Below are 22,825 nucleotides of genomic sequence, written 5' to 3' on the forward strand. Positions count from 1 at the left end.
ACGGTGTACTACAGAAGATTACGGACGTTTTCCAAGACAGTCAACCCTGGTCAGATCACCGATCGGTCACGATCGGGATTCCTGCCGTGTGGAGTCACGCAGCACCAGGCTGGCGGGCACCTCGATCGCCCATCGCTCCGGCGCCGCACCCTCAGCATCGTGCTCGGACCGGTTCTCCGCCTCGTAGAGGCTGCGCAACCGCCGCACGATCATGTCGACCGCCAGCTCGGCGAGCTGGGCCCGATCGACGGCCACCGTGCTCAACGCCGGCACGCTGTACTGGGCATCGTCGATGTTGTCGAAACCCATCACCTGCACGTCCTCCGGAACGCGCCTGCCACTGCGGAGCACCTCGGTGAGAGCACCAAGGGCGAGTGTGTCGTTGAAGCCGAACACGGCGTCGAACGACACCCCTCGTGTCGTCAGGTCGCGGATGGCCGCGACACCGACCGCCTTGCTCCAGCCATCGGTGGTGAGGATGAGCTGGTCGTCGACCTCGATGCCGTGCCGCTCAAGCGATTCCAGGTAACCGCGGGTGCGCTCCCCCTCCGCTCCCACCTCGGCTCCGAGGTCAGCGCCGAGCGCCACGATGCGGCGGGCGCCCCTGGAGATGAGATGCTCCATCACGAGTTCCGCCCCTCGCGCGTTCGCCATGTACACCTGATCGACGTCGTCGGTGATGCGGTGGTCACCCAGCACCACCACCGGAAACCCGGGCGGTGCCGACTCCGAAACCACGTCTCCGTGTCCGACCGGAGCCACGATCGCACCATCCACCAGGTGGGTGTGGGAACCCACCAGAGTCTCCACCGCCACATGCTCGGAAGGTTCGACCTGCTCGATGATGACCTTCAGCCCAGCCTTCGCTGCCTCGCGGATCACATCGTCGGCGAGCTCGGCGAAGTACTGGTGCCGCAGTTCAGGAAGCGCCAAGCCAATCAGTCCGGTCCGGTTCGTCCGCAACTTGCGCGCCGTCACGTTCAGCCGGTACCCCAGCTCGGCCATGGCAGCCTCGACCTGCGCCCGGGTCTCGGGCCGTATGTAGGGGTAAGTGTTGTTGACGACGTTCGAGACGGTCTTGACCGAGACCCCGGCCAGCTTCGCGACGTCACGCATGGTGGCGGGCATGGTGCTCCCTTCGCGCCTGAGTCGATCGTAGATCCTCTCAGGCCGTGCGCCCGCCACGCCCACCGCCACTACGACCACCGGGGGTGAAGTTGACGTCGGTTATGGCCAGATAATCGACGTCAACTTCACCCCCGGTGAACGGGCCGCCGGTCTCAGGCCCCCGCGGTCATGCGGTAGTACATCTGGTTCCACCGCAGCTCGCGCTGGAAGGCGCGCACCGTCGTCGAGGAATCGATCAGCGCCAGCTCGGTGCGGGAGATCTCGGCGAAGTCCTCGAACACCTCGGTGCCCACCTGCGTGGTCAGCACAGTGTGGTGAGCTCCCCCGGCAGTCAGCCAGGCCCGCGCGGAGGTGGTGAAGTCCGGGCGCGGCACCCAGACCGCACGCGCCACCGGCAGGTTCGGCAGCTCGGCGTCCGGCCCGACGATGTCCACCTCGTTGGCCACCAGCCGGAACCGCTCCCGCATGTCGGACAGCGCCACAACGAGACCCTCGCCGGTGTCGGTGTCGAACACCAGCCGCACCGGGTCCTCCCGGTCGCCGATGCCGAGCGGGTGGATCTCCAGGCGCGGCTTGCTCGTGGTCAGGCTCGGGCAGATCTCCAGCATGTGCGAGCCGAGGATCTTCTCTTTGCCCGGGGTGAGCTCGTAGGTGTAGTCCTCCATCAGCGAGGCGCCGCCGGGCAGGCCGTAGCCCATCACCTTCGCCAGGCGAACCAGGATGGCAGTCTTCCAGTCACCCTCGGCGCCGAAGCCGTAGCCGTCGGCCATCAGCCGCTGCACGGCCAGGCCCGGCAGCTGCCGGAGCCCGCCGAGATCCTCGAAGTTCGTGGTGAAGGCCGTGAAGCCCCCGGACTCCAGGAAGGACCGCATCCCCGCCTCCTGGCGGGCGCCATAGCGCAGCGATTCGTGCCGATCTCCCCCAGGCTGCAGCTCGGGAACCACCTCATAGGCGTCCAGATACTCCTGGACCAGCCCATCGATGGCGGCCTCGTCCACCGCATCCACGGCCGCCACCAGATCGTTCACGCCCCAGGTGTTCACCGAGACGCCGAAGCGCAGCTCGGCCTCGGTCTTGTCACCCTCGGTCACGGCCACATTGCGCATGTTGTCGCCGAAGCGGGCGAGCTTCATCCCGCTCAGGCTGGCCCACCCGACGGCGGCCCTCGCCCAGGTGCCGACCTGCGCCTGCACATGGGGCGTGCTGGCATGCCCGACGACGATCTTGCGCGCCACCCCCAGGCGGGTGGCGATGTACCCGAACTCCCGGTCGCCGTGGGCGGCCTGGTTCAGGTTCATGAAGTCCATGTCGATGTCGGCCCACGGCAGCTCCATGCCGGCCTGCGTGTGCAGGTGCAGCATCGGGGTGCGCAGCGCGTCCAGGCCGGTGATCCACATCTTCGCCGGAGAGAAGGTGTGCATCCAGGTGATCACGCCGACGCAGGCGTCGTCGGCGTTGGCCTCCAGCGCCGCGCGGCGGATAGAGGCGGTGTCCTTGAGCACGGGCTTCCAGACGATGCGCACCGGCACCTCGGCGGATTCCTCCAGGTGGCGGGCCACCTCCTGGGACTGCTCGGCCACCTGCTGCAAGGTCTCCTCGCCGTAGAGGTCCTGGCTGCCGGTGAGGAACCAGATCTCGCGGCCTGCGAAGGGGTTGTCCATGGTTTCAGTCCTTACCGTCCTCGGCGTGCTGGCCGTAGACATTCTGATAGCGGTCGAAGAGGGAGTCGATGTGCTCGGGGGCGATCGGGACGACACCGCCGAGCTGCTGGGCGATGTGTACCGTGCGGGCCACGTCCTCGCACATCACGGCCGCCTTGACGGCGTCCTTGGCGTCGGAGCCGATGGTGAACGGCCCGTGGTTGGCCATCAGCACCGCCCGGGAGCGACTTCCCCGCAGGGTCTCCACGATGCCCTGGCCGATGGAGTCGTCGCCGATCAGCGCGAACGGGCCGATCGGGATCTCACCGCCGAACTCGTCGCCCATCATGGTGATCACGCACGGGATGGGTTCGTTCCGGGCGGCCCACGCGGTGGCGTAGGTGGAGTGGGTGTGCACCACGCCGCCCACCTCGGCCATGTGCCGGTACACGTAGGCGTGCGCGGCGGTGTCGGAGCTCGGAGTCAACCGGTCCGGGGTGCCGTCGTCGATCTTGGTGCCGTCGAGGGTGCACACCACCATCGACTCCGGGGCCAGCTCGTCATAGGAGACACCGGAGGGCTTGATCACGAACAGCTCGGGGGCGTCGGTGCCGGACTCGATCCGCACCCGCTCGGAGACATTGCCGGCGGTCCAGATCACCAGTTCGTAGCGGACGAGCTCGGCGTGCAGCCGGGCTACGCGTTCGCGGGTGGCGGCCACCTCGGCTTGAACGGCCGCGGGCATCTGGGCAAGGACGGGTCTGCTGGTGCCGCTCATGAGAGATCCTCGGGGACGGTCAGGGCGGGAGCGGCCTCGGCCTCGACGGCGTTGCTCGCCTCCCAGGCTTCGCGGCGGATGGTCTTGAGCCGCTTCATCACGTCGTTCTCCCCGCGGCCGAAGTAGTCGTGCAGCCGGGTGTACTCGGCGAACAGCCGGTCGTAGGCCGCCGTCGCTGCAGCGTTCGGCTGGTACGCGCCCACCACACGGTGCCCCATGGCTGCTGCGGCGGCGCGCACGTCCGGGTACACCCCGGCGGCCACAGCGGCATGGATCGCCGACCCGACAGCCGGGCCCTGGGTCGAGGTGATCGTGCTCAAAGGCAACCCGGTCACATCGGCGTACATCTGCATCAGGAACGCGTTCTTCAGCAGGCCACCCGCCACCACCAGCTCGGTGATCGGTACCCCGGAGGAGGTGAACGCCTCGATGATGGTGCGAGTGCCGAAGGCCGTGGATTCCAGCAGCGCCCGGTAGATGTCCTCGGGTCGCGTGGCCAAGGTCTGCCCGAGGATCACCCCGGAGAGCTCGGTGTCCACGAGCACCGATCTGTTGCCGTTGTGCCAGTCCAGTGCGACCAATCCGTGGCCGCCGATCGGCTGCCTCTCGGCGAGCTCGGTGAGATAGGCATGCGTGGAGATGCCCCGGCGCTCGGCCTCGGCGGTGTATTCGGCGGGCACCCCGGTGGAGACGAACCACCCGAAAATGTCCCCGACGCCACTCTGCCCGGCCTCGTAACCGTAGGTACCGGCGATCACGCCACCATCGACCACACCGCACATGCCAGGAACCTCGTGCAGCTGGTCACTGGTGACCACGTGGCAGGTGGAGGTGCCCATGATCAGGGTCATCTGCCCGTTCCCGACGGCGTTCGCGGCCGGCAGGGTGACGTGCGCGTCCACGTTTCCCGCGGCCACGGCAATGCCTTCCGGCAGGCCGGTCCAGGCGGCCGCCTCGGCCGTGAGATGTCCGACGGCGTCCCCCAGCTGAGCGATCGGAGCGTCCAGCTTGTCGCGGACGAACCCTCCGAAATCGGGGTTGAGGGCCGTGAGGAAGTCCTCATCCGGATGGGCGCCGTCCTGGTGGATGCCCTTGTAGCCAACGGTGCAGGCGTTGCGGGCGTAGGATCCGCCGAGCTGCCAGACGATCCAGTCGGCCGCCTCCACCCAGCGGTCCATCGCGTCGTAGATCTCGCGGTCCTCCTCAAAGAGCTGCAGCCCCTTGGCGAACTGCCACTCGGAGGAGATGAGTCCGCCGTAGCGCGGTAGCCACGCCTCGCCGCGCTCGCGGGCGATCTCGTTGATGCGGTCAGCGTGGGGCTGAGCGGCGTGGTGCTTCCACAGCTTGACGTAGGCGTGCGGACGGTCGGCGAACTGCTCCAGCTCACACAGCGGCGTCCCGTCGGTAGTCACCGGGATCATGGTGCAGGCGGTGAAGTCGGTGGCGATGCCGACCACCTGTGCCGGGTCGATACCGGCGGCCTCCACGGCGCGGGGCACGGCGGTGCGCAGTACCTCAACGTAGTCGCCCGGCACTTGCAGCGCCCACTCCGGGGGGAGCTCGGTGCGGGCGGGTGAGGCGGTGAGGTTCCGGTCCATCACAGCGTGGGCATAGGGATGCTCGGCGCTTCCGAGTTCGGCACCGTCACGGGTCCGGACGACGACCGCCCGGCCGGAGAGGGTCCCGAAGTCCACACCGATGGTGTAGGTGTCCTGGTCAGTCATGGCATTCCTTGGGTCGGCGTCATTGCGCGGGTGCGTTCTGGGCAGCGTGCTGGTCCGGGCGATGCGGATGGGACTGGCGTGGACCTCGGGTCCAGGGTCCCACGTCGCAATGTTAGCGTTCACAACACGACGGCGCCACCCTCATCGATGGGCGGGCCGCGCTCTCTCCGCGGGGGGCCCGGTGCTGGAACGCACGAGCAGCTCCGGCGGCACGGGTGCCGGACGGGCAGGCTCTCCCTGCACCGCGCTGATGAGTACCTCCATCGCCTGCCGGCCCAGCGCGCCGAAGTCCTGGCGCACGGTCGTCAGCGGCGGGATGAAGTGGTCGGATCCCTCGACGTCGTCGTATCCGACCACCGAGACGTCCTCGGGTACCCGCACTCCGGCGTCGGCAAAGGCATGGAGGACGCCGAGAGCGGTCTGGTCGTTGGCGGCGAAGACGGCGTCGGGCAGGTTCCCGAGCAATCCCTGAGCTGCCTGATATCCGGTGGCAGCGGTCCAGTCACCCGGGATGTCCGCGCGAGGCACCACGGATGCGGCCGCGAGTTCAGCGTGCCAGGCATCGCGACGGGAGATGGCATCGAACCAGTCGGCAGGGCCGGTGATGTGAACAAGATCGCGATGCCCCAGCCCGATCAGGTGACGGGCCAGCAGGCGGGCACCGCCGGCCTGATCCACCGAGAGGATCGGCGGGTCTCCCGGTGCGCTGGTCATCGCGGCCAGCAACAGCACCGGCACGTGCGCCGAGGCAGCTCGGGCGGCCGCCGCCACGCGTTCGTCCGGGGCGATCACCACGATGCCTTCCACCGACTGATCCATGAATGAGCCGAAGATGTCGGTCATGGCCTCCGGCGTCGGGTCAGTCGCCGTGGCAACACTGACGAAGTAGCCGGCCGAGCGGGCGGACTGCTCGAGCACGGCGAGGGTGGTGGCCGGACCGAAGTGCAACGAGCCGCTCGTCACGATGCCGACGATCGCCGACCGCTGGGTGACCAAGGCGCGGGCGGCGCTGTTTCGGCGGTAGCCGAGCTCGGAGATCGCATCGAGCACTTTCTCCCGGGTCTCCGGGCGCACATGGGGATGATCGTTCAGCACCCGCGACACTGTCTGGTGCGAGACCCCGGCCACCCGGGCGACATCGCTCATCCCCGGGCGCTGCGTCCGCGTACTACCCGCCACCTGTCCTCCTCGCTCGCCGTGTGGGGAGAGCCTAGTGGCGCATCGCCACCTGCCCGTCCTCCGGAGCGACGTCGCAGCACTCGAGCGCGACAGTGACGCAGTGACGCAGTGCTCGCCGCGCCCTGAGACCCAACTGTGCCCTCAGGCCGCGGACACCAGGTGACTACGGACCAGCCCAGCGTCCGGGTTGGTGTGCGCACGCCCCTCGATCACGACCGTGGGCACCGTCTCGTTGCCGTCGTTGACGCTGCGCACATAGGCCGCGGCCTCCGGGTCAGTCCAGATGTTGACCCACAGGGCATCGTCCCTGGCCGATCCAAGGCGGCGCCGCAACGCCGAGCAGTAGGTGCAACCGGGGCGCCAGTAGATGATCACCCGGCTGCGGGAGTCCGCCTCGGCGAGCTGGGTGGCCACGGCATGGGTGGTACCGCCACCACGGCCAGGAAAGCTCCACCAGCCGTACATGGCGACCAGCACGCCGACGGGGATCATCAACCACCACGAGATGTCGGCGACGATCAGAGCCGCCATCGTGGCGATCAGGATGAGCAGGCCGAGCCACAGGAGTCGTGAGCGCATCGCCCCAGCCTCCCTGCCGGCGGCACGGTTCGTCATCCCCCGCACGATGGATCCTCGGGTGCATTTGATCGCGCCAACGGCAGGGATGTGTCAGGTGGAGCACTCCGTGGCCCACCTGGCACATCCCTGTCGAGTGCGGCGCCGATGCGGTGATCAGGCCGCAGCGAGGAAGTCGTCGATCTGATTGATGGCAAGAGTGGCGCCTTCTTCCATCCCCATGTCAAGCACCTGCTGGAGCGCCTCAGCGGTGGCGTAGGTGCTGGTGTAGACCGCTCGCGTGCCGCCGTCGATGGATTCGAAGCGGTAGACGTTCTCCGAGACTGGAGCGGTGTCCACAGGGTTGAGGTCGGCGTCGGCGAAGCCGTCCCGGAAGCGGAGGGAGTGCGGCTCGTCGACCTCGGCAATCTCCCACCAGCCCCCGTGCTTCTCGCCCTCGGGGCTCGTCATGTAGTACGTGACGCGAGCTCCCGGGGCGAGTGAGTGCTCGACGAAGGTCGCCGGGTAGGTCGGCGGCCCCCAGACCTGCTCGAGCTTGCGCGGGTCGGCGTAGATCCCCCACACCTGCTCCACAGGCGCGGCAAACTCGGCGGTGATGGTAAGGGTGCGGGTGTCGATGTCCTTCTGGACTCCGGTAACAGGCATGATCAATGCTCCTTCGTGGTCTTGATCGGGCTAGGTGAAGACGAGCCGGATTCGGATGGGGAAGCGAGGAGGTCGTCCATCCTCGCGATGCGTCCGCGCCAGACCTGCTCGATCTCGGTGAGCATGGAGCCGACGGAGCGGACGGCGTCGATATCGCCGGTCGCGAGCGCCTCGCGACCGACGCGGCGTTTGGTGATCAGACCGGCTCTCTCGAGCACGGCGACGTGCTTCTGCACCGCGGCGAAGCTCATGTCGTAGTGCTGAGCCAGCGCCGAGACGGAGTGCTCCCCGGCCAGGACGCGGCGCATGATGTCACGCCGGGTCCGGTCGGCGAGCGCGTGGAACAGGGCGTCTGCCCGGTCCTCGCTCGTGCCCTCGGTCATGAGCCCAACCTACAACCATTCGGTTGTAGGTTGCAAGAGTCAGATCCAGAAAGCACAAAATCCGTCGTCGATCTGGTCGCTGTGAGCGACCAGATCGACGACGGATTTCTGGAGAAGGCTGGCGTGAGGAACGCCGGAGGGTCAGCGGGGCGTGCCGCCACTGGTGGCACGCCGGGGGGCACGACGTCGAGACGGCCGCCCTCCCCCGTCACGCCCCGCAGAGGTGTCACGAGCAGGGCGCGCCCCGCTCTCTGACACGTAGACGGCGCGACCGCCGCCTTCGGCCGTCCGCGCAAGGCGAGCTCCGCCGTCGGCAGTGGGCCTGGAACCACGGGCGCCATTCCTTGTGCGCGCACCGCCGTCGTCGCGACGCCGGGACTGCTGCCCACCATCCTGAGCCGAGGCTGACGCTCCTTGACCACTCCGCGGGCGGCGCCCCCGGCTGGAACGACCCTGACCCGACCCGGCGCGGCCAGATCCGCCCTGCCCCCGAGCGGGCTGCGCGGCAGGCTTGCGGGCCGCAGCTTCCGGCGCCTCGGTCGGTGCCACGCGCGGCGCCGTCTCCCCGACCAGGCCGGCGACGAGCGCCGCCTCCGGTGCGGTGGGCTGGGCCCCGATCTTGGCGGCCCGCAGCAGCTGGCGAACGTCCTTGCGCTGCTCGGGGAGCATGATCGTGACGACCGTTCCGCCCGAACCGGCGCGCGCGGTGCGGCCGGAGCGGTGCAGGTAGGCCTTGTGCTCGGCCGGCGGGTCGACGTGCGCGACGAGGTCGATGTCGTCGACGTGGATCCCGCGCGCCGCGATGTCCGTGGCCACGAGTACCTTCACCGCGCCCGTCGAGAACGCGTCGAGGTTCCGCTCGCGAGCATTCTGGGAGAGGTTGCCGTGCAGGTCGACGGCGGGGATTCCGCTGGCCGTGAGCTGCCGCGCCAGCTTGCGCGCCTGGTGCTTGGTCCGGGTGAAGAACAGCCGGCGGGTACGACCCGAGGCGAGCTGCTCGACCAGGTCGCGCTTCGCGCCCACGTCGGCCACCTCCAGGATGTGGTGAGTCATCGCGGCCACCGGCGAGGAGGAGGGATCCACAGAGTGAGTGAGGGGGTTCGTGAGGTATCGCTTGACGAGGATGTCCACACCGTTGTCGAGGGTGGCGGAGAACAGCATCCGCTGCCCACCGCGCGGCGTGGCGTCGAGGATGCGCTTGACGGCCGGCAGGAATCCCAGGTCCGCCATGTGGTCCGCCTCGTCGAGCACGGAGATCTCGACGGCGTCCAGGCGCAGGTGGCCCTGCCCCTTGAGGTCTTCGAGGCGTCCGGGGCAGGCAACGAGGATGTCCACGCCGCGACGCAGCGCCTCGACCTGCTTGCCCTGGCCGACGCCACCGAAGATCACGGTGTGGGTCAGTCCCGCGGCGGCAGCCAGCGGGGCGATGGTCTCGGCGATCTGCGAGGCCAGCTCGCGTGTGGGGGCCAGCACGAGTCCGCGCGGGGCGCCGGACCTGCCCGGCCGGGAGTCGGACAGGCGCGCCACCAGCGGCAGCGAGAAGGCGAGAGTCTTACCGGAACCGGTACGACCACGGCCGAGCACGTCGCGGCCGGCGAGGGTGTCGCGCAGCGTGGCCGTCTGGATCGGGAAAGGCTCGGTGATGCCACGCCCTTCGAGGGAACGCACCAGCGCAGCGGGTACGCCGAGGGCGCGGAAGGACAGGGGGGAATCAGACATGAAGAGAACAGCTCTCTGAGGTAGGGATTCACCGCAGAGACCGTCACTGGTGCTGCTCGGCGTCCAGGTGAGCGCACACGAAACCGCGATGCCGGGCGCGAGTCGACAACGCCCTGCCCTCAGTCTCCCCTATTGGGCCTCGAAACCACGACTTGCGTGGTGAGTGTCACATCGGCGGGTTGGCTCACTCACGAACACACTGCCTCCGACGGCGGAGCCTGCCGGGGAGGGTGGGCGCCGGTGTGTTCTCCGGTCACCGAGGCGCTAGGGACGTAGATGCGATGCCCGCGCCCTCCTGGCCGATCGTGCTCGCCCGGACCACCAGCGCCGGTTCACAGGTGACCATCCGGTGCTGGTGCGACTCGGTCCCCGTCTCCAGTTCCTCGAGCAGTAGCCGCACCGCCTCGAGCCCGATCTCCTCGCCGGGCTGGCGGACGGTGGACAGCGGTACAGCCGAGTCCCAGGCGGCGCGGTTATCGTCATAGCCGATGAGAGCGAGATCCTCGGGCACGCGCAGGCTCGAGGAGAGCAGGACCGACTGCAGCACCCCCAGGGCCAGCAGATCGGCCGCAGCGATCACGCCGTCGGGGCGCTCGGCGGTGCGGCGCAGCGCGACGTCGTCACCGACACGGCGCCCGTCCTCGACCTGCACATCGCGAGTCTGCTCGACCTCGAGCACCACCCCGGGGTTCTCCGCCACGGCTCGTTCAACGCCGGTGAGCCGGTCGCGCACGGGCACCAGCGCCGTCGCACCGGCGAAGAGGAGGTGACGGCGCCCGTGTTCGATGAGGTGCATCGCAGCGAGATAGCCGCCGTGGATGTTGTCGGGGACGACCGAACACACGTCGGTGTGGTCACCAGGTGCGTCGACCATGACCACCGGGACACCACGGGCGGACTTGTGCAACCGCTGGTCCGAACCGTGGTTGGCAGCGATGAGGATCCCCGCCACCCGCTCCTCCACGAACAAGTCGACGTAGGTGCGCTGCTTACTCTCGGACAGATCCGAGTTCGCCAGCAGCAGGTTCAAGCCTGTCTTCCCTGCTTCGCGTTCGGCTCCCCGGGCAATGTCGAGGAAGTACGAGTTCGACAGGTCGATGATCACGAAGCCGAGTGTGGAGCTGCGGCCCGCGGCGAGTGACCATGCCGAAGCGTTGCGCACGAATCCAAGCCGGCCGATCGCCATCTCCACCTTCGCGCGGGTGGCCTCGGTGACGCGGGCGGTGCCGTTGAGCACGTTCGAGACCGTGCCGATCGAGACGCCGGCTTCCCGTGCCACATCGGAGATGCTGGGCGATCGTCGCCGGTGGGCCATCGCTGCCTCGTACTCCTCTGCGGTCCTAGCGACAGCGTACCCGGCAGATGTGCGGTCAGTCCGCCCGCTCGGTCGCCATGTGCACCGTCGTGCGCAGCACGGTCTCACGTACCAGCACGATCGCCAGCAAGGTGACGATCGAAGCGGCGCCGGCAATCTCGAACAGCAGCCCGAAGGAGTCCCCATAGGCGTGGTGGAAGAGATCCTGCAGCGCCGCTGGCAGGCTCGCCACGTCCAGGCTGCCCTGGCTCGCCCCCACCTGGGAGGCGTCCATGCCCAGGGCCTGGACGCCGTCGGTGATGCGCGAGGTGACCTGGTTGGCCAGCACCGCCCCGAGGACGGAGACTCCGATCGTTCCCCCGACCGACCGGAAGAACGCGATGGTGGCCGAGGACGCACCGACGTCCTTGACGTCCACGGTGTTCTGCACGGCGAGCACGATGTTCTGGATCAGTCCTCCGACGCCCATCCCGGAAACGGCCATGAACACCGCGACGATCCAGTAGGGCGTGGTGTGGTCGAGCACCAGCCCCAGTCCTCCGAGCCCGACGACGAGCAGCACCGCCGCCACCAACATCACCGGCCTCCACCGGCCGGTGCGGGTGACGATCTGACCGCTGGCGATACCGGCGACCATCTGGGAGACGATCAGCGGGATGGTCATCAGCCCGGCCGTGGTGGGCGAGTGCCCGCCGGCGAGCTGGAAGTACTGCGTGGCGAACACCCCGGTGCCGAACATCGCGACTCCGACGGCGATACTCGCGACGATCATCAGCCCGGTGGTGCGGTTGCGCAGCACGCGCAGCGGGATGATCGGCTGCGAGGCACGCAGTTCCACGCGCATCAGGATCACCGCAGCGAGCAGCGCACCGCCGAGGAAGGCTGCCGTCTGCCAGGAGAGCCAGGCGAAGTCGTTGCCGGCGAAGGTGACCCACAGCATCGGCAGGGCAGCGGCGATGGCGACCAGCACCGCCCCAGCGACGTCGATACGCAGCCTGGCACGGGGCGCGGCGGGAAGGGTCAGGGTGGCCTGCAGCACTGCGATGGCGATCACGGCCAGCGGCACGCACACGAAGAAGCACCAGCGCCAGTGCAGGTGGTCGGTGATCACGCCACCCAGCAGCGGACCGGAGACCGTGGCGACGGCCATCACCGCCCCCATGTAGCCGAAGTACCGGCCGCGCTCCCGAGGCGGGATGATCGTGCCGAGCACCGCTTGCACGAGCGCGGTCAGACCACCCATCGCCAGCCCCTGCACGGCACGGAAGGCCATCATCGCGGGGATCGCCTGCGCGGCTCCTGCCCCGACGGAACCGATCACGAACAGCACGATGGCCGTCTGGACGAGGATCTTCTTGTCGAACAGATCGGCGAGCTTTCCCCAGATGGGGGTGGTGATGGCCATCGCCAGCAGGGCCGCGGTGATCACCCAGGTGTACTGCCGCTGCGTGCCGCCCAGGTCGGCCATGATCGTCGGCAGGGCCGTGGAGACGATCGTGGTGGAGATCATCGCGGTGAACAGCGCCGCCAGCAGGCCGGTCAGGACCTTGAGGATCTCCCTATGGGTGTACTCGCGGGTCTCGATTTGCTCGGCAATGGTGTCGGTCACGACCTGGCTCACCTCTCATTCGATGCCAGCAGGCACTCGGAGATGGGCAGCCATCGCCGCGACCTGCGGAGCCAGAGTAGCAACTAGTTGCGTAACACAACTATCGTGGAGGGGTGTGAGGCTCCTCACCAGCCGCCCCATCCGGGCGCAGGTCCTGGTTGAGGCGGCCCAGGAGGCGCGCCATGTCACTCAAGTCCTCCGGCGACCATTGCGCGAGCCTGGCCGAGAACACCGCCCGACGGCGCCGCCTCGCCTCCCGCAGCGATTCCGCCCCGTAGGGGGTCAGCTGCAACAACCTGGCCCGGGCGTCGCCGGGGTCGACGGTGCGCTCCAGCAAGCCCAGCCCCTCCAGATCGGCGATCACCCGGGACAGAGTGGACTTGTGCAGGTCCAGGCGCTCGGCGAGCTCCTGGGCGCGCACCCCCGCCCCGACCCCCTCACCCGGGGGCTGTAGATCGTCGATGGCGGCAAGCACGGTGTAGCCGGAGGGTTCGAGCCGGGGATGCACCTGGGTCGCGAGATTGCGCGAGGTGTAGCGAGCACGGCGCCAGAAGGCGGTGATCTGCGCTTCAGCCGCGGCGAGCTCGGCGCCGCGGGCTCCCTGGTCAGCTGTGGGTTCACGCTCGGACGAGGACATGCCAGGCACACTATCCGCCGCTCCACGCGGCATCGGTGGACGCACCGTTCATGTCCCGACTCCCATCGGTAGGCTCACCGTTCGTGACCATTCTTCTGACGGGTGACTCGATCACCGACTGCGGCCGTGACCGAACCGATCTGACCAGCCTCGGCGAGGGATACGCCTCGCTCGTGGCGGCTGATGTGCCGGAGAAGCGGGTGATCAATACCGGGATCGGCGGCCACCGCGTGGTGGACCTGCAAGCCCGGTGGGACGCGGATGTCCTCGCCCACTCCCCCGAGGTGCTCTCGATCATGATTGGCATCAACGACACCTGGCGCCGCTACGACTCCGGCGACCCCACCTCGGCCGAGGCGTACGAATCCGGTTACCGCGACCTGCTCACCCGCTCCCGAGCTGCCGGGGTGAAGCGGATCATCCTGGTCGAGCCGTTCCTGCTGCCAGTCAACGCCGACCAGTGGGCCTGGCGGGAGGATCTCGACCCGAAGATCCAGGTGGTGCGCCGCCTGGCCGCTGAGTTCGACGCCGAGTATCTGGCCACCGACGGCCCCCTCACCCAGACGGCGTCACGCACGTCACCGGAATTCCTCGCCCACGACGGCGTGCACCCCACCCCGACCGGGCACCGCTTCATCGCCGACCTCTGGCTGGACAACTACCGCCGCTGAGTAGCCGGCCCGGGCGTTCCACTGATGATCTCCTACAGTGGGCCTATGCTTCGCCACTGTCATCGCCTCGCCCCTGCGGCGATGCTCTGCTCCACCGACGCCACCGGCCGCCGGGCACCGTGATGGACGTCCTTGTCCAGCTTGAGCAGCGGCTCGATGCGCTCGCCCCGGCCGAGCGGAAGCTCGCGCGGGCGGTCCTCGCCGACCCCGAGATCGTCCTCGCCTCCACGATCACCGAGCTCGCGCAGCGCTGCGCCACCTCGCAGGCCACGGTCGTCCGTTTCTGCCGCGCAGCAGGGTTCGAGGGGTACAAGGCCTTCCGTCTGGCCGTGGCATCCGCCCGTAGCCGCGAGGCTCAGGCGCTCAGCTACCTGCGCGTCTCCGACGCCGAGATCGCAGCCGATGACGACGTCCCCTCCCTGGTCGCCAAGGTCGCCTATCAGCAGATGCGTGCGATTGAGGAGACAGCCCAGCAACTCGACGCAGCGGCGCTCGACCATGTCGCACACGCCCTGGGCGCCGCCGAACGGGTGGACATCTACGGCGGTGGATCCAGCGCCCTGGCTGCGGCGGACCTGCACCAGAAGCTCACCCGCCTCGACATCGCGTCCAGCTGCTTCATGGATCCGCACCTGGCACTGACAGCAGCGGGCCTGGCGAACAAGGCACGCGTCGCCGTGGCGTTCTCCCACAGTGGCAGAACGCAGGAGACTGTCGCGTTCCTCGCCGCGGCCCGTCAGCACGGCGGCATCACGGTGGCAGTGACCAACGCGCCTTCCTCTCCTGTCGCCCGGGCAGCACAGATCCTGCTGCCCACCCACGCCCGTGAGCCCGAGAGACGCTCTGGTGCGATCGCCAGCCGGATGGCTCAGCTCGCAATCGTCGACTACCTGGTGGTCAGGATGCTCCAGGCGGATGTCGAGCACCTGGCCGAGCCACTTCAGCGCACCCGCGAGGCGGTCCAGGCGCTTCGCCTCGATGAAGAGTTCCGCCAGTAGGCCGATGACTCCAGCGCGGCCCACCTCCGGATGATCAGAAACAAATCTTCCGTTTGTCTCGCTTGATTGGTACTTTCTGATCAGGCCGGGTGCCGGTTCCGACTCGGTCGATCTCAGACATCGCTGTCATCTGTCGAGCCCGGGAGGCCCTATGACCCGCCCAATCCGATCCGTCGCACTCACGCTGGTGGGAGCGCTCGGACTGGCCACACTCGGTGCAGGAGCCGCTTCCGCAGGTCCCCCGGCAACCCTGGTCGTGCACTACGCCGGGCCTGGTGAGCCAGCCATCGAAGGCGTAGCGCTTGAGGGGAGCGCGTCTGTCACCGGCACCGGATCCGACGAGTTCGGGCAGTGGACGCAGCTCACCTTCCCGAGCGCTGCCGACGACAGTGCACTCGGGTTCCGCGTGGCTGGGGACTCCGCTTTCGCCGAGGACGTCCGCTACGTCTGGGCCGACGGCGATCAGGCGGAGACCTGGGTCATCGACGGGGATCCGCGGGCCTACGCCGAACCGCAGCGCGTCCCCGAGGAACAGCTACGCATCGAGAACCGGCGCGGCTATGTCGACGTCGATGTCCTCTCCGACCTACTCGGCGTCGGCGTCAGCACCGGCCGCAACGGCTACCAGTTCGATGGATACGCCACCGGCAGCCTCGATATCCTCACCCTCACCCGTGGCCGTGACTACCACGAGATCGCGATGGACATCGATCGGTTCGCATCGAACGCCACCGGCCGGATGCTCAGCAACTACACGAACCTGGTGTTCCAGGACATCGACGGCATCCGCGTCGGCGAGGACTACTTCCTCTCCCTCGCCTCCGTCGAGCGGCTCCTCCAGATCGGCACCCACATCGACCACTCCGGCACCTACCTGCTGGACACCCTGCCCGTGGCGCACGACAGCCTCGGGACGGCCGATCCCGAGCAACTCGGATTCAGTGCGGACGGGCTCGCCGATCTTGAGCGTTTCGCGCAGCAGCAGGTCGATGCGGGCTGGCCGGGGCTGGCGGTCGTGGTGACCAAGGACGGCCAGACCGTCCTGGAACAGGCATGGGGTGACGCCCTGGTGTCCTCGACCGGTGTCGACTCAGACGGCACCATCACCGAGGCGGCTCCTCTCCCCGAGGCGGACCGGGTCCCGGCCACCACCGACACCGTCTGGGACCTGGCATCGAACACCAAGATGTACGCCACGAACTACGCGATCCAGCGTCTGGTCAGCGAGGGACTGCTCGACCTAGACGCCACGATCGCCTCCTTCCCCGGCTGGGAGAACTTCACCGACGCGAACTCCGAGTACACCGGCAAGTGGACCGTCGGCGGCGAGGGCGGCATCGAAGCCGTATACACCGGCAAGGAGACCATCCGCGTGCGTGATCTGCTCAACCACCGGGCCGGCCTCATCCCCGATCCCGAGTACCCGAACCTCACCTCCGCCGGGGATCTCTGGTACCAGACCGACGATCCGGACGACCGCACCGGGATCATCGACGCCGTCAGCCGCACCCCGCTGATGTACGCCCCTCGCACCACGTTCGCCTACTCGGACGTCGACTACATGATCCTCGGACTGCTCGTGGAACAGGTCAGCGGCCAGCGACTCGACGCCTACCTGGAGGAGAACTTCTACGGCCCGCTCGGCCTGACGGACACCATGTTCAACCCGCTGCAGCACGGCATCGACGCTTCCCAGGTGGCGGCGACCGAGCTCAACGGCAACACCCGCGACGGGAACGTCTCCTTCGGTGAGTTCGAGGGCGGCGACCCGGTTCCGATGCGCGAGTACACCCTCCAGGGCGAGGTCCACGACGAGAAGGCCTGGTACTCCATGGCCGGTGTGGCCGGCCACGCAGGCCTGTTCTCCACCACCTCGGATATGGCCGTTCTCACCCAGCTGATGCTGAACCAGGGCCTGTACGGCGGGCAGGAGTACTTCAGCGCCGACGTCGTCGAGGAGTTCCTCGCACCGACACCCGGCAACGGCAGCTACGGCCTGGGATGGCGGCTGCACACCAACGGCGGTCAGGGCTACTACTACTTCAACTGGGGCCCGAGTCGGTACACCTACGGTCACCAAGGCTGGACCGGCACTCTGACGGTGATCGATCCCGTGCACCAGATGACGATCACGATCCTGACGAACATGCGCCACGCACCCGTCGTCAGCCCACCCAACGGGTTCGAGGCCGGCAGCATGCCGCTGGCCAACCTCGTCCCTGTCTCGGCCTACGTCTACCGCGCATTGACAGGGATCGGCGACGACTACACCGTCGCGACCGCTCTCGAGGACGTGACCGGGATCGAGGTGCCCTTCGGCACCGCCGAGGCTGATGCGCTCGCGGGCCTTGCGCCGTCCACCACTCTCACAGACTCCGACGGCGGCACGCACGAGGTGCCCGTGACGTGGACTCTCGAGGGATACAGCCCGCAGACTCCCGGCACGGTCGCCGCCTCCGGCATCGTCGAACTGCCGGCCACCGTACTGCAGGACAGCGACGATCCGATCACGCTGGAGCTCACGAGCACCGTGACCGTACTCGCCGAGGAACCGGTCGATCCCGATCCGACTGACCCGGGCACCCCCACCAACCCGACCGAGCCGGGTGACCCGACCGGTCCGGCCACGGATGACACCGATCCGACCGATCCTGGTGAGCCCACCGGCGGACACTCCGCCGGCGGTGACCTTCCACAGACCGGCGCATCGGGCACCGGCGCGCTGATCGGTGCCGCCGCCGTGGCACTGCTCGCCGGAGCGGTTCTACTGATCCTGCGGAGGCTTCGCCACCAGCGCTGACGTGCGCGATTGGGTGAGGTTGTCGTCGATATCGCGCCCATCATCGACGACAACCTCACCCCCGGCGAGCCGAACGTCGGTGGCTCGGCAAGCGGAGCGTCGGTGCGGGGCAGGCGAGCAGGGCTCGTCGCGCCACCCTCACCCATGACGAAGGCCGGCCACCCGCTCGGGTGACCGGCCTTCGGATGGTGGATTCCGCCGTCGGGAATCAGATCCCGACGGCGGAGCCCAGCGTGACTATTCTCCGCTGGCTGCCGCCGGGAGCTCGGGTGAGGCACCCGCTCCCACGGCCAGCGGCTCCTTCTCGGTCTCCCTGTCCACCCCGGTGAAGGTGAACTCCCCGAGGAGACCTTCGCCGGTGGCGTCGACGACAACCTTCTGGCCAGCGTGCAACTCGCCGTAGAGGATCCGCTCGGAGAGCTGGTCCTCGATCTCGCGCTGGATCGCGCGGCGCAACGGCCGTGCGCCGAGCACCGGGTCGTAGCCGCGCTCGGAGAGGAGGTCCTTGGCAGCCATGGTGAGCTCGAGATCCATGTCCTTGTCGGCCAGGCGACTCGCGAGCTGGGCCACCATGAGATCGACGATCTGGTAGATCTCCTCCTGGGAGAGCTGCGGGAACACGATGGTGTCGTCCACGCGGTTGAGGAACTCGGGGCGGAAGTGCTGCTTGAGCTCCTCGTTCACCTTGGTCTTCATCCGGTCGTAGCTCGTCGAGAGGTCGCCGCCGGCCTGGAAACCGGTGATCAGCCCCTTGGCGATGTCCCGCGTACCGAGGTTGGTGGTCATGATGATGACGGTGTTCTTGAAGTCGACCACCCGGCCCTGCGAGTCGGTCAGGCGACCGTCCTCGAGGATCTGCAGCAGCGAGTTGAAGATGTCCGCGTGGGCCTTCTCCACCTCGTCGAAAAGCACCACGGAGAACGGACGGCGACGCACCTTCTCGGTGAGCTGGCCACCCTCTTCGTAGCCCACGTAGCCGGGAGGCGAACCGAACATCCGGGAGACGGTGTGCTTCTCCGAGAACTCACTCATGTCCAGCTGGATGAGCGCGTCCTCGTCACCGAACAGGAACTCCGCGAGCGCCTTGGCAAGCTCGGTCTTCCCGACGCCGGTGGGTCCGGCGAAGATGAACGACCCACCCGGGCGCTTGGGGTCCTTCAGACCGGCGCGGGTGCGGCGGATCGCCTGGGAGAGCGCCTTGACGGCCGCGTCCTGGCCGACGATCCGCTTGTGCAGCTCGTCCTCCATGCGCAGCAGCCGCGAGGACTCCTCCTCGGTGAGCTTGAACACCGGGATCCCGGTGGAGGCGGCCAGCACCTCCGCGATCAGCTCCTCATCCACCTCGGCGACGTTGTCCATGTCGCCGGCCTTCCAGGCCTTCTCCTTGTCCAGTCGCGTGCTGGAGAGGTGCTTCTCCTCGTCCCGCAGGCGCGCTGCCTTCTCGAAGTCCTGGTCATCGATCGCGGATTCCTTGGCGCGGCGGGTCTCGGCGATCTGCTCGTCGAGTTCACGCAGCTCCGGCGGCGCGGTCATGCGGCGGATGCGCAGGCGGGCACCGGCCTCATCGATCAGGTCGATCGCCTTGTCCGGCAGGAACCTGTCGTTGACGTACCGGTCGGCCAAGTTCGCAGCCGCCACCAGTGCGGCGTCGGTGATGGTCACCCGGTGGTGAGCCTCGTACCGGTCGCGCAGGCCCTTGAGGATCTCGATCGCGTGAGCCAGTGTCGGCTCGGCCACCTGAATCGGCTGGAAACGACGCTCGAGCGCCGCATCCTTCTCGATGTGCTTGCGGTACTCATCCAGCGTGGTGGCACCGATGGTCTGCAGCTCACCGCGCGCGAGCATCGGCTTGAGGATGCTCGCAGCGTCGATCGCGCCCTCGGCAGCACCCGCACCGACGAGCGTGTGGATCTCGTCGATGAACAGGATGATGTCACCGCGAGTGCGGATCTCCTTGAGCACCTTCTTCAGCCGCTCCTCGAAGTCACCGCGGTAGCGGGAACCGGCCACGAGGGCGCCGAGGTCGAGGGTGTAGAGCTGCTTGTCCTTGAGGGTCTCGGGCACGTCACCGCGCACGATGTCCTGTGCGAGGCCCTCCACCACAGCCGTCTTACCGACGCCGGGCTCACCGATCAGCACCGGGTTGTTCTTGGTACGCCGGGAGAGCACCTGCATCACGCGCTCGACCTCGAGCTTGCGCCCGATCACCGGGTCGAGCTTGGACTCGCGTGCCGCCTGGGTGAGGTTGCGCCCGAACTGGTCCAGCACGGCAGAGCCGGAGGGCGTGCCCTCGGCCGGACCGCCGGCGGACACGGTCTCCTTGCCCTGGTAACCGTTGAGGAGCTGAATCACCTGCTGGCGCACCCGGTTCAGGTCGGCGCCGAGCTTGGTGAGCACCTGGGCGGCCACACCCTCACCCTCGCGGATGAGACCGAGCAGGATGTGCTCGGTGCCGATGTAGTTGTGGCCGAGCTGGAGCGCCTCCCGCAGGGAGAGCTCGAGCACCTTCTTGGCGCGCGGCGTGAACGGGATGTGCCCGCTCGGCGCCTGCTGGCCTTCCCCGATGATCTCCTGCACCTGTTGGCGCACGGCCTCCAGGGAGATGTCCAGGGATTCGAGGGCCTTGGCAGCGACCCCCTCGCCCTCGTGAATGAGACCGAGCAGAATGTGCTCGGTGCCGATGTAGTTGTGGTTGAGCATCCGTGCCTCTTCTTGGGCAAGGACGACAACCCGACGGGCTCGGTCGGTAAATCTCTCGAACATCTCGGTGCTCCTCACTGGCCTCGGACCGCAGGTGGCAGTCGTGGCGGTGTGTCATCCAGGCTAACCGGGGCAGGTGCGCCCCTATGCCCCTGTTCGCCAGCGGCAGAGAGCACGGTTGGGTCACGAACCTCCGACGCCCCACCCGCGTCACAATGGAGCGATGTCCCCTCTCACCCTGCGCGGCGGCCCGGGCACCCACGTGGAGGCCGAGATCGAGGAGAAGCGATCGCGCTTCCTGTGCCGTCTCGTGCGGGTGACGCAGGAGGACGAGGCGAGGGCCGCCGTCGAGAGCGCTCGCAAGGAGCACCACAGTGCCCGCCACCACTGCTCGGCGTTCGTGCTGGGGGCCGGGCAGGACCAGATCCGCCGTTCCCACGACGACGGTGAGCCCTCCGGGACTGCCGGCGCTCCGATGCTCGAGGTGCTCACCGGGCACGGACTGGTCGACTGCGTCGCCGTCGTCACCCGGTACTTCGGGGGCGTTCTCCTCGGCGCGGGCGGGCTGGTGCGCGCCTATTCCGGTGCCGTCACGGCGGCCGTAGACCAGGCGAGCGGCCGGGGCGGGCTCGTGCAGCGGATCCGTCGCGAGCTGGCATCGGTGGACCTCCCCCACGCCGACGCCGGCCGGGTCGAAGCCGACCTGCGCGGCCACGGGGTTCTCGTGCTGGGCACCGAATACGGCACGCTGGCACGGCTGCAGCTGGCGTGCGCCCCCGACGGCGTAGGTCACCTACGCGACCGTCTCGCCACTGCCACGGGAGGCAGCGCCGAGCTGATCCTGCATGGGCAGGAGTGGGTGGACGCCGAACTCGGGGCCGGGTGAGCGGCGGCACGGGTGAGGCGCTGGATACGCCGTAGACTGAGATCGCCCGCGGCTCCCAATGTCGGTAGCACTCCCCTTCTCCGCTGGAGCCCCCGATGACCACCCCGTGTGCCGCTTCCCCACGTCCTCCCACCGACGGCGCACCCTCCGGGCCATCACCGGAATCCTCCCGTAGCCGGCCGGGCCGGACTGTGGCGAACTCACCTGCGCTCACCGGGCGCCGCCTCACCCTCGCACTCGGCGCGATGGCGTTGGGCGGGTTCACGATCGGGACCACCGAGTTCGCGAGTATGGGCCTGCTGCCGCAGATCGCCACCGGGCTGAGTGTCACGGTGCCGGAGGCCGGCCGGCTGATCTCCGCCTATGCGCTCGGGGTCGTCATCGGTGCACCGCTGATCGTGGTAGCCGCAGCCCGGATGGAACGCACGAGGCTGCTGGTGCTGCTGGCTGCGAGCATCGCTGTCACGAACGCGCTGTCGGCGGTGGCACCGACCTATCCGGCGATGCTCGCGGCACGGTTCCTCGCCGGAGTGCCGCACGGGGCGTACTTCGGGGTGGCGGCCTTGATCGCCGCTGCACTGGCGGGTCCGGCGCGCCGGGCCCGCGCCGTCTCCATGGTGATGCTGGGACTGACCATCGCCACGATGGTCGGAGTCCCGCTCGCCACTGCGCTGGGCCAGGCGGTGGGCTGGCGCTCGACCTACGGGCTGGTGGTCCTGACCGCGCTGGCCACGGTCGTGGCCGTCTGGCGGTTCGTGCCACCGCTCCCCCGCCCGGCAGCGCCGGCATCTGCGCGCAGCGAGTTGCGCGCGTTCCGCTACCCGCAGGTGTGGTTCGCGCTCGGTATCGGGGCGATCGGCTTCGGCGGCATGTTCGCCGTCTACAGCTATATCGGCGAGATCGTCCCGGAGGTGTTCTCGCTGACCTCGGCGGCGGTGCCGGTCGCACTGCTGGTGTTCGGGATCGGGATGGCCCTGGGGAATCTGGTGGCCGGAAGGCTGGCGGACCGCTCGGTGATGGGCACGGTGGTGGCCGGACTGGTCGGGATGGCGGTGCTGTTGGTGGGGTTCGCGCTCACGGGGCCGGTGCTGACCGCGGGCCTGCCGATCCTCGGGATGACCGGCTTGTTCCTGATCGCCACGATCTCCCAGTTCCTCGGCCCGTCCCTACAGACGCGCCTCCTGGACGCCTCCCCGGACGCACCCTCCCTGGCAGCGGCGCTGCACCACTCCGCCCTGAACATCGGGAACGCGACCGGTGCCTGGATCGGCGGTGCTGTGATCGCGGCCGGTCTGGGGTATCTGGCACCGGCGTGGGCTGGAGCGATCCTCGCGGTCGCCGGGCTCGCCGTGGCGGGAGCCTCGATCCTGGTGGAGCAGCGCGATACCGAGCGCGCCCTGATCTGAGCGGCGATCCATCCGCACCAGCAGGCAGATG

At 68.5% G+C, this 22,825-nt stretch carries 18 protein-coding genes; 5 read left to right on the forward strand and 13 right to left on the reverse strand.

Going from position 1 to position 22,825, the window contains the following annotated elements; genetic code table 11:
- Window positions 1-66: 66 nt before the first annotated feature.
- The 12 genes from IM660_RS16170 to IM660_RS16225 form a co-directional block, all read right to left on the reverse strand.
- A complete protein-coding gene (locus IM660_RS16170; RefSeq protein ID WP_193496833.1) occupies window positions 67-1,128 on the reverse strand; it encodes a LacI family DNA-binding transcriptional regulator in 1,062 nt (353 codons plus the stop codon).
- A 152-nt stretch (window positions 1,129-1,280) separates the two neighbouring features.
- Complete coding sequence (gene araA / locus IM660_RS16175) at window positions 1,281-2,789, reverse strand: L-arabinose isomerase (RefSeq protein ID WP_193496834.1); 1,509 nt, start codon at window positions 2,787-2,789, stop codon at window positions 1,281-1,283.
- Between the two features lie 4 nt (window positions 2,790-2,793).
- Entirely contained in the window at window positions 2,794-3,546 is a 753-nt protein-coding gene (locus tag IM660_RS16180) for an L-ribulose-5-phosphate 4-epimerase (RefSeq protein ID WP_193496835.1), read from the reverse strand.
- Entirely contained in the window at window positions 3,543-5,270 is a 1,728-nt protein-coding gene (gene araB, locus IM660_RS16185; protein ID WP_193496836.1) for a ribulokinase, read from the reverse strand. Before araB ends, IM660_RS16180 begins: the two co-directional genes overlap by 4 nt.
- Before the next feature lie 141 nt (window positions 5,271-5,411).
- A complete protein-coding gene (locus IM660_RS16190) occupies window positions 5,412-6,449 on the reverse strand; it encodes a LacI family DNA-binding transcriptional regulator (RefSeq protein ID WP_246464994.1) in 1,038 nt (345 codons plus the stop codon).
- A 141-nt stretch (window positions 6,450-6,590) separates the two neighbouring features.
- Complete coding sequence (locus IM660_RS20005) at window positions 6,591-7,064, reverse strand: glutaredoxin domain-containing protein (RefSeq protein WP_343072028.1); 474 nt, start codon at window positions 7,062-7,064, stop codon at window positions 6,591-6,593.
- Window positions 7,065-7,181: 117 nt separating this feature from the next.
- Entirely contained in the window at window positions 7,182-7,670 is a 489-nt protein-coding gene (locus IM660_RS16200; RefSeq protein WP_193496837.1) for an SRPBCC family protein, read from the reverse strand.
- A 2-nt stretch (window positions 7,671-7,672) separates the two neighbouring features.
- Complete coding sequence (locus tag IM660_RS16205) at window positions 7,673-8,053, reverse strand: ArsR/SmtB family transcription factor (RefSeq protein ID WP_193496838.1); 381 nt, start codon at window positions 8,051-8,053, stop codon at window positions 7,673-7,675.
- 141 nt (window positions 8,054-8,194) lie between these two features.
- Window positions 8,195-9,772, reverse strand: a complete 1,578-nt coding sequence (locus tag IM660_RS16210; protein WP_193496839.1) for a DEAD/DEAH box helicase — start codon at window positions 9,770-9,772, stop codon at window positions 8,195-8,197.
- Window positions 9,773-10,025: 253 nt separating this feature from the next.
- Window positions 10,026-11,051 (reverse strand): LacI family DNA-binding transcriptional regulator, encoded by a 1,026-nt coding sequence (locus IM660_RS16215; RefSeq protein WP_193496840.1) that lies wholly within the window; start codon window positions 11,049-11,051, stop codon window positions 10,026-10,028.
- A 91-nt stretch (window positions 11,052-11,142) separates the two neighbouring features.
- On the reverse strand, window positions 11,143-12,696 hold the full coding sequence (locus IM660_RS16220; protein WP_246464995.1) for an MFS transporter: 1,554 nt from the start codon (window positions 12,694-12,696) through the stop codon (window positions 11,143-11,145).
- Window positions 12,697-12,796: 100 nt separating this feature from the next.
- On the reverse strand, window positions 12,797-13,333 hold the full coding sequence (locus tag IM660_RS16225; protein WP_193496841.1) for a MarR family winged helix-turn-helix transcriptional regulator: 537 nt from the start codon (window positions 13,331-13,333) through the stop codon (window positions 12,797-12,799).
- Between the two features lie 83 nt (window positions 13,334-13,416).
- Between IM660_RS16225 and IM660_RS16230 the strand changes: the two genes are divergently transcribed.
- From IM660_RS16230 to pbp4b, 3 genes are all read left to right on the forward strand, one after another.
- A complete protein-coding gene (locus tag IM660_RS16230; RefSeq protein WP_246464996.1) occupies window positions 13,417-14,004 on the forward strand; it encodes an SGNH/GDSL hydrolase family protein in 588 nt (195 codons plus the stop codon).
- 122 nt (window positions 14,005-14,126) lie between these two features.
- A complete protein-coding gene (locus IM660_RS16235; RefSeq protein WP_193496843.1) occupies window positions 14,127-15,002 on the forward strand; it encodes a MurR/RpiR family transcriptional regulator in 876 nt (291 codons plus the stop codon).
- 151 nt (window positions 15,003-15,153) lie between these two features.
- Window positions 15,154-17,802 carry a penicillin binding protein PBP4B gene (gene pbp4b / locus IM660_RS16240; protein ID WP_193499469.1) on the forward strand — a complete coding sequence of 883 codons (2,649 nt, stop codon included), beginning with the start codon at window positions 15,154-15,156 and terminating at the stop codon, window positions 17,800-17,802.
- Between the two features lie 237 nt (window positions 17,803-18,039).
- Here pbp4b and IM660_RS16245 read toward each other — a convergent pair whose 3' ends face one another.
- Window positions 18,040-20,565 (reverse strand): ATP-dependent Clp protease ATP-binding subunit, encoded by a 2,526-nt coding sequence (locus tag IM660_RS16245; protein ID WP_193496844.1) that lies wholly within the window; start codon window positions 20,563-20,565, stop codon window positions 18,040-18,042.
- A 160-nt stretch (window positions 20,566-20,725) separates the two neighbouring features.
- On the opposite strand from IM660_RS16245, the gene IM660_RS16250 reads away from it, so the two are divergent.
- Both IM660_RS16250 and IM660_RS16255 read left to right on the forward strand, forming a co-directional pair.
- On the forward strand, window positions 20,726-21,388 hold the full coding sequence (locus IM660_RS16250) for an IMPACT family protein (protein ID WP_193496845.1): 663 nt from the start codon (window positions 20,726-20,728) through the stop codon (window positions 21,386-21,388).
- Window positions 21,389-21,483: 95 nt separating this feature from the next.
- The gene (locus IM660_RS16255) at window positions 21,484-22,794 is read left to right on the forward strand and encodes an MFS transporter (protein ID WP_193496846.1); all 1,311 of its coding nucleotides are present in this window, start codon (window positions 21,484-21,486) and stop codon (window positions 22,792-22,794) included.
- Window positions 22,795-22,825 lie beyond the last annotated feature (31 nt).

Source organism: Ruania alkalisoli, from assembly GCF_014960965.1.
GTDB classification, from domain to species: domain Bacteria; phylum Actinomycetota; class Actinomycetes; order Actinomycetales; family Beutenbergiaceae; genus Ruania; species Ruania alkalisoli.

What these genes read in the sequence shown, in the direction of transcription:
- IM660_RS16170 (WP_193496833.1), bottom strand. Translation starts at nt 1,128, where the DNA reads ATGCCCGCCACCATGCGTGACGTCGCGAAGCTGGCCGGGGTCTCGGTC.
- araA (WP_193496834.1), bottom strand. Translation starts at nt 2,789, where the DNA reads ATGGACAACCCCTTCGCAGGCCGCGAGATCTGGTTCCTCACCGGCAGC.
- IM660_RS16180 (WP_193496835.1), bottom strand. Translation starts at nt 3,546, where the DNA reads ATGAGCGGCACCAGCAGACCCGTCCTTGCCCAGATGCCCGCGGCCGTT.
- araB (WP_193496836.1), bottom strand. Translation starts at nt 5,270, where the DNA reads ATGACTGACCAGGACACCTACACCATCGGTGTGGACTTCGGGACCCTC.
- IM660_RS20005 (WP_343072028.1), bottom strand. Translation starts at nt 7,064, where the DNA reads ATGACGAACCGTGCCGCCGGCAGGGAGGCTGGGGCGATGCGCTCACGA.
- IM660_RS16200 (WP_193496837.1), bottom strand. Translation starts at nt 7,670, where the DNA reads ATGCCTGTTACCGGAGTCCAGAAGGACATCGACACCCGCACCCTTACC.
- IM660_RS16205 (WP_193496838.1), bottom strand. Translation starts at nt 8,053, where the DNA reads ATGACCGAGGGCACGAGCGAGGACCGGGCAGACGCCCTGTTCCACGCG.
- IM660_RS16210 (WP_193496839.1), bottom strand. Translation starts at nt 9,772, where the DNA reads ATGTCTGATTCCCCCCTGTCCTTCCGCGCCCTCGGCGTACCCGCTGCG.
- IM660_RS16225 (WP_193496841.1), bottom strand. Translation starts at nt 13,333, where the DNA reads ATGTCCTCGTCCGAGCGTGAACCCACAGCTGACCAGGGAGCCCGCGGC.
- IM660_RS16235 (WP_193496843.1), top strand. Translation starts at nt 14,127, where the DNA reads ATGGACGTCCTTGTCCAGCTTGAGCAGCGGCTCGATGCGCTCGCCCCG.
- pbp4b (WP_193499469.1), top strand. Translation starts at nt 15,154, where the DNA reads ATGACCCGCCCAATCCGATCCGTCGCACTCACGCTGGTGGGAGCGCTC.
- IM660_RS16245 (WP_193496844.1), bottom strand. Translation starts at nt 20,565, where the DNA reads ATGTTCGAGAGATTTACCGACCGAGCCCGTCGGGTTGTCGTCCTTGCC.
- IM660_RS16250 (WP_193496845.1), top strand. Translation starts at nt 20,726, where the DNA reads ATGTCCCCTCTCACCCTGCGCGGCGGCCCGGGCACCCACGTGGAGGCC.
- IM660_RS16255 (WP_193496846.1), top strand. Translation starts at nt 21,484, where the DNA reads ATGACCACCCCGTGTGCCGCTTCCCCACGTCCTCCCACCGACGGCGCA.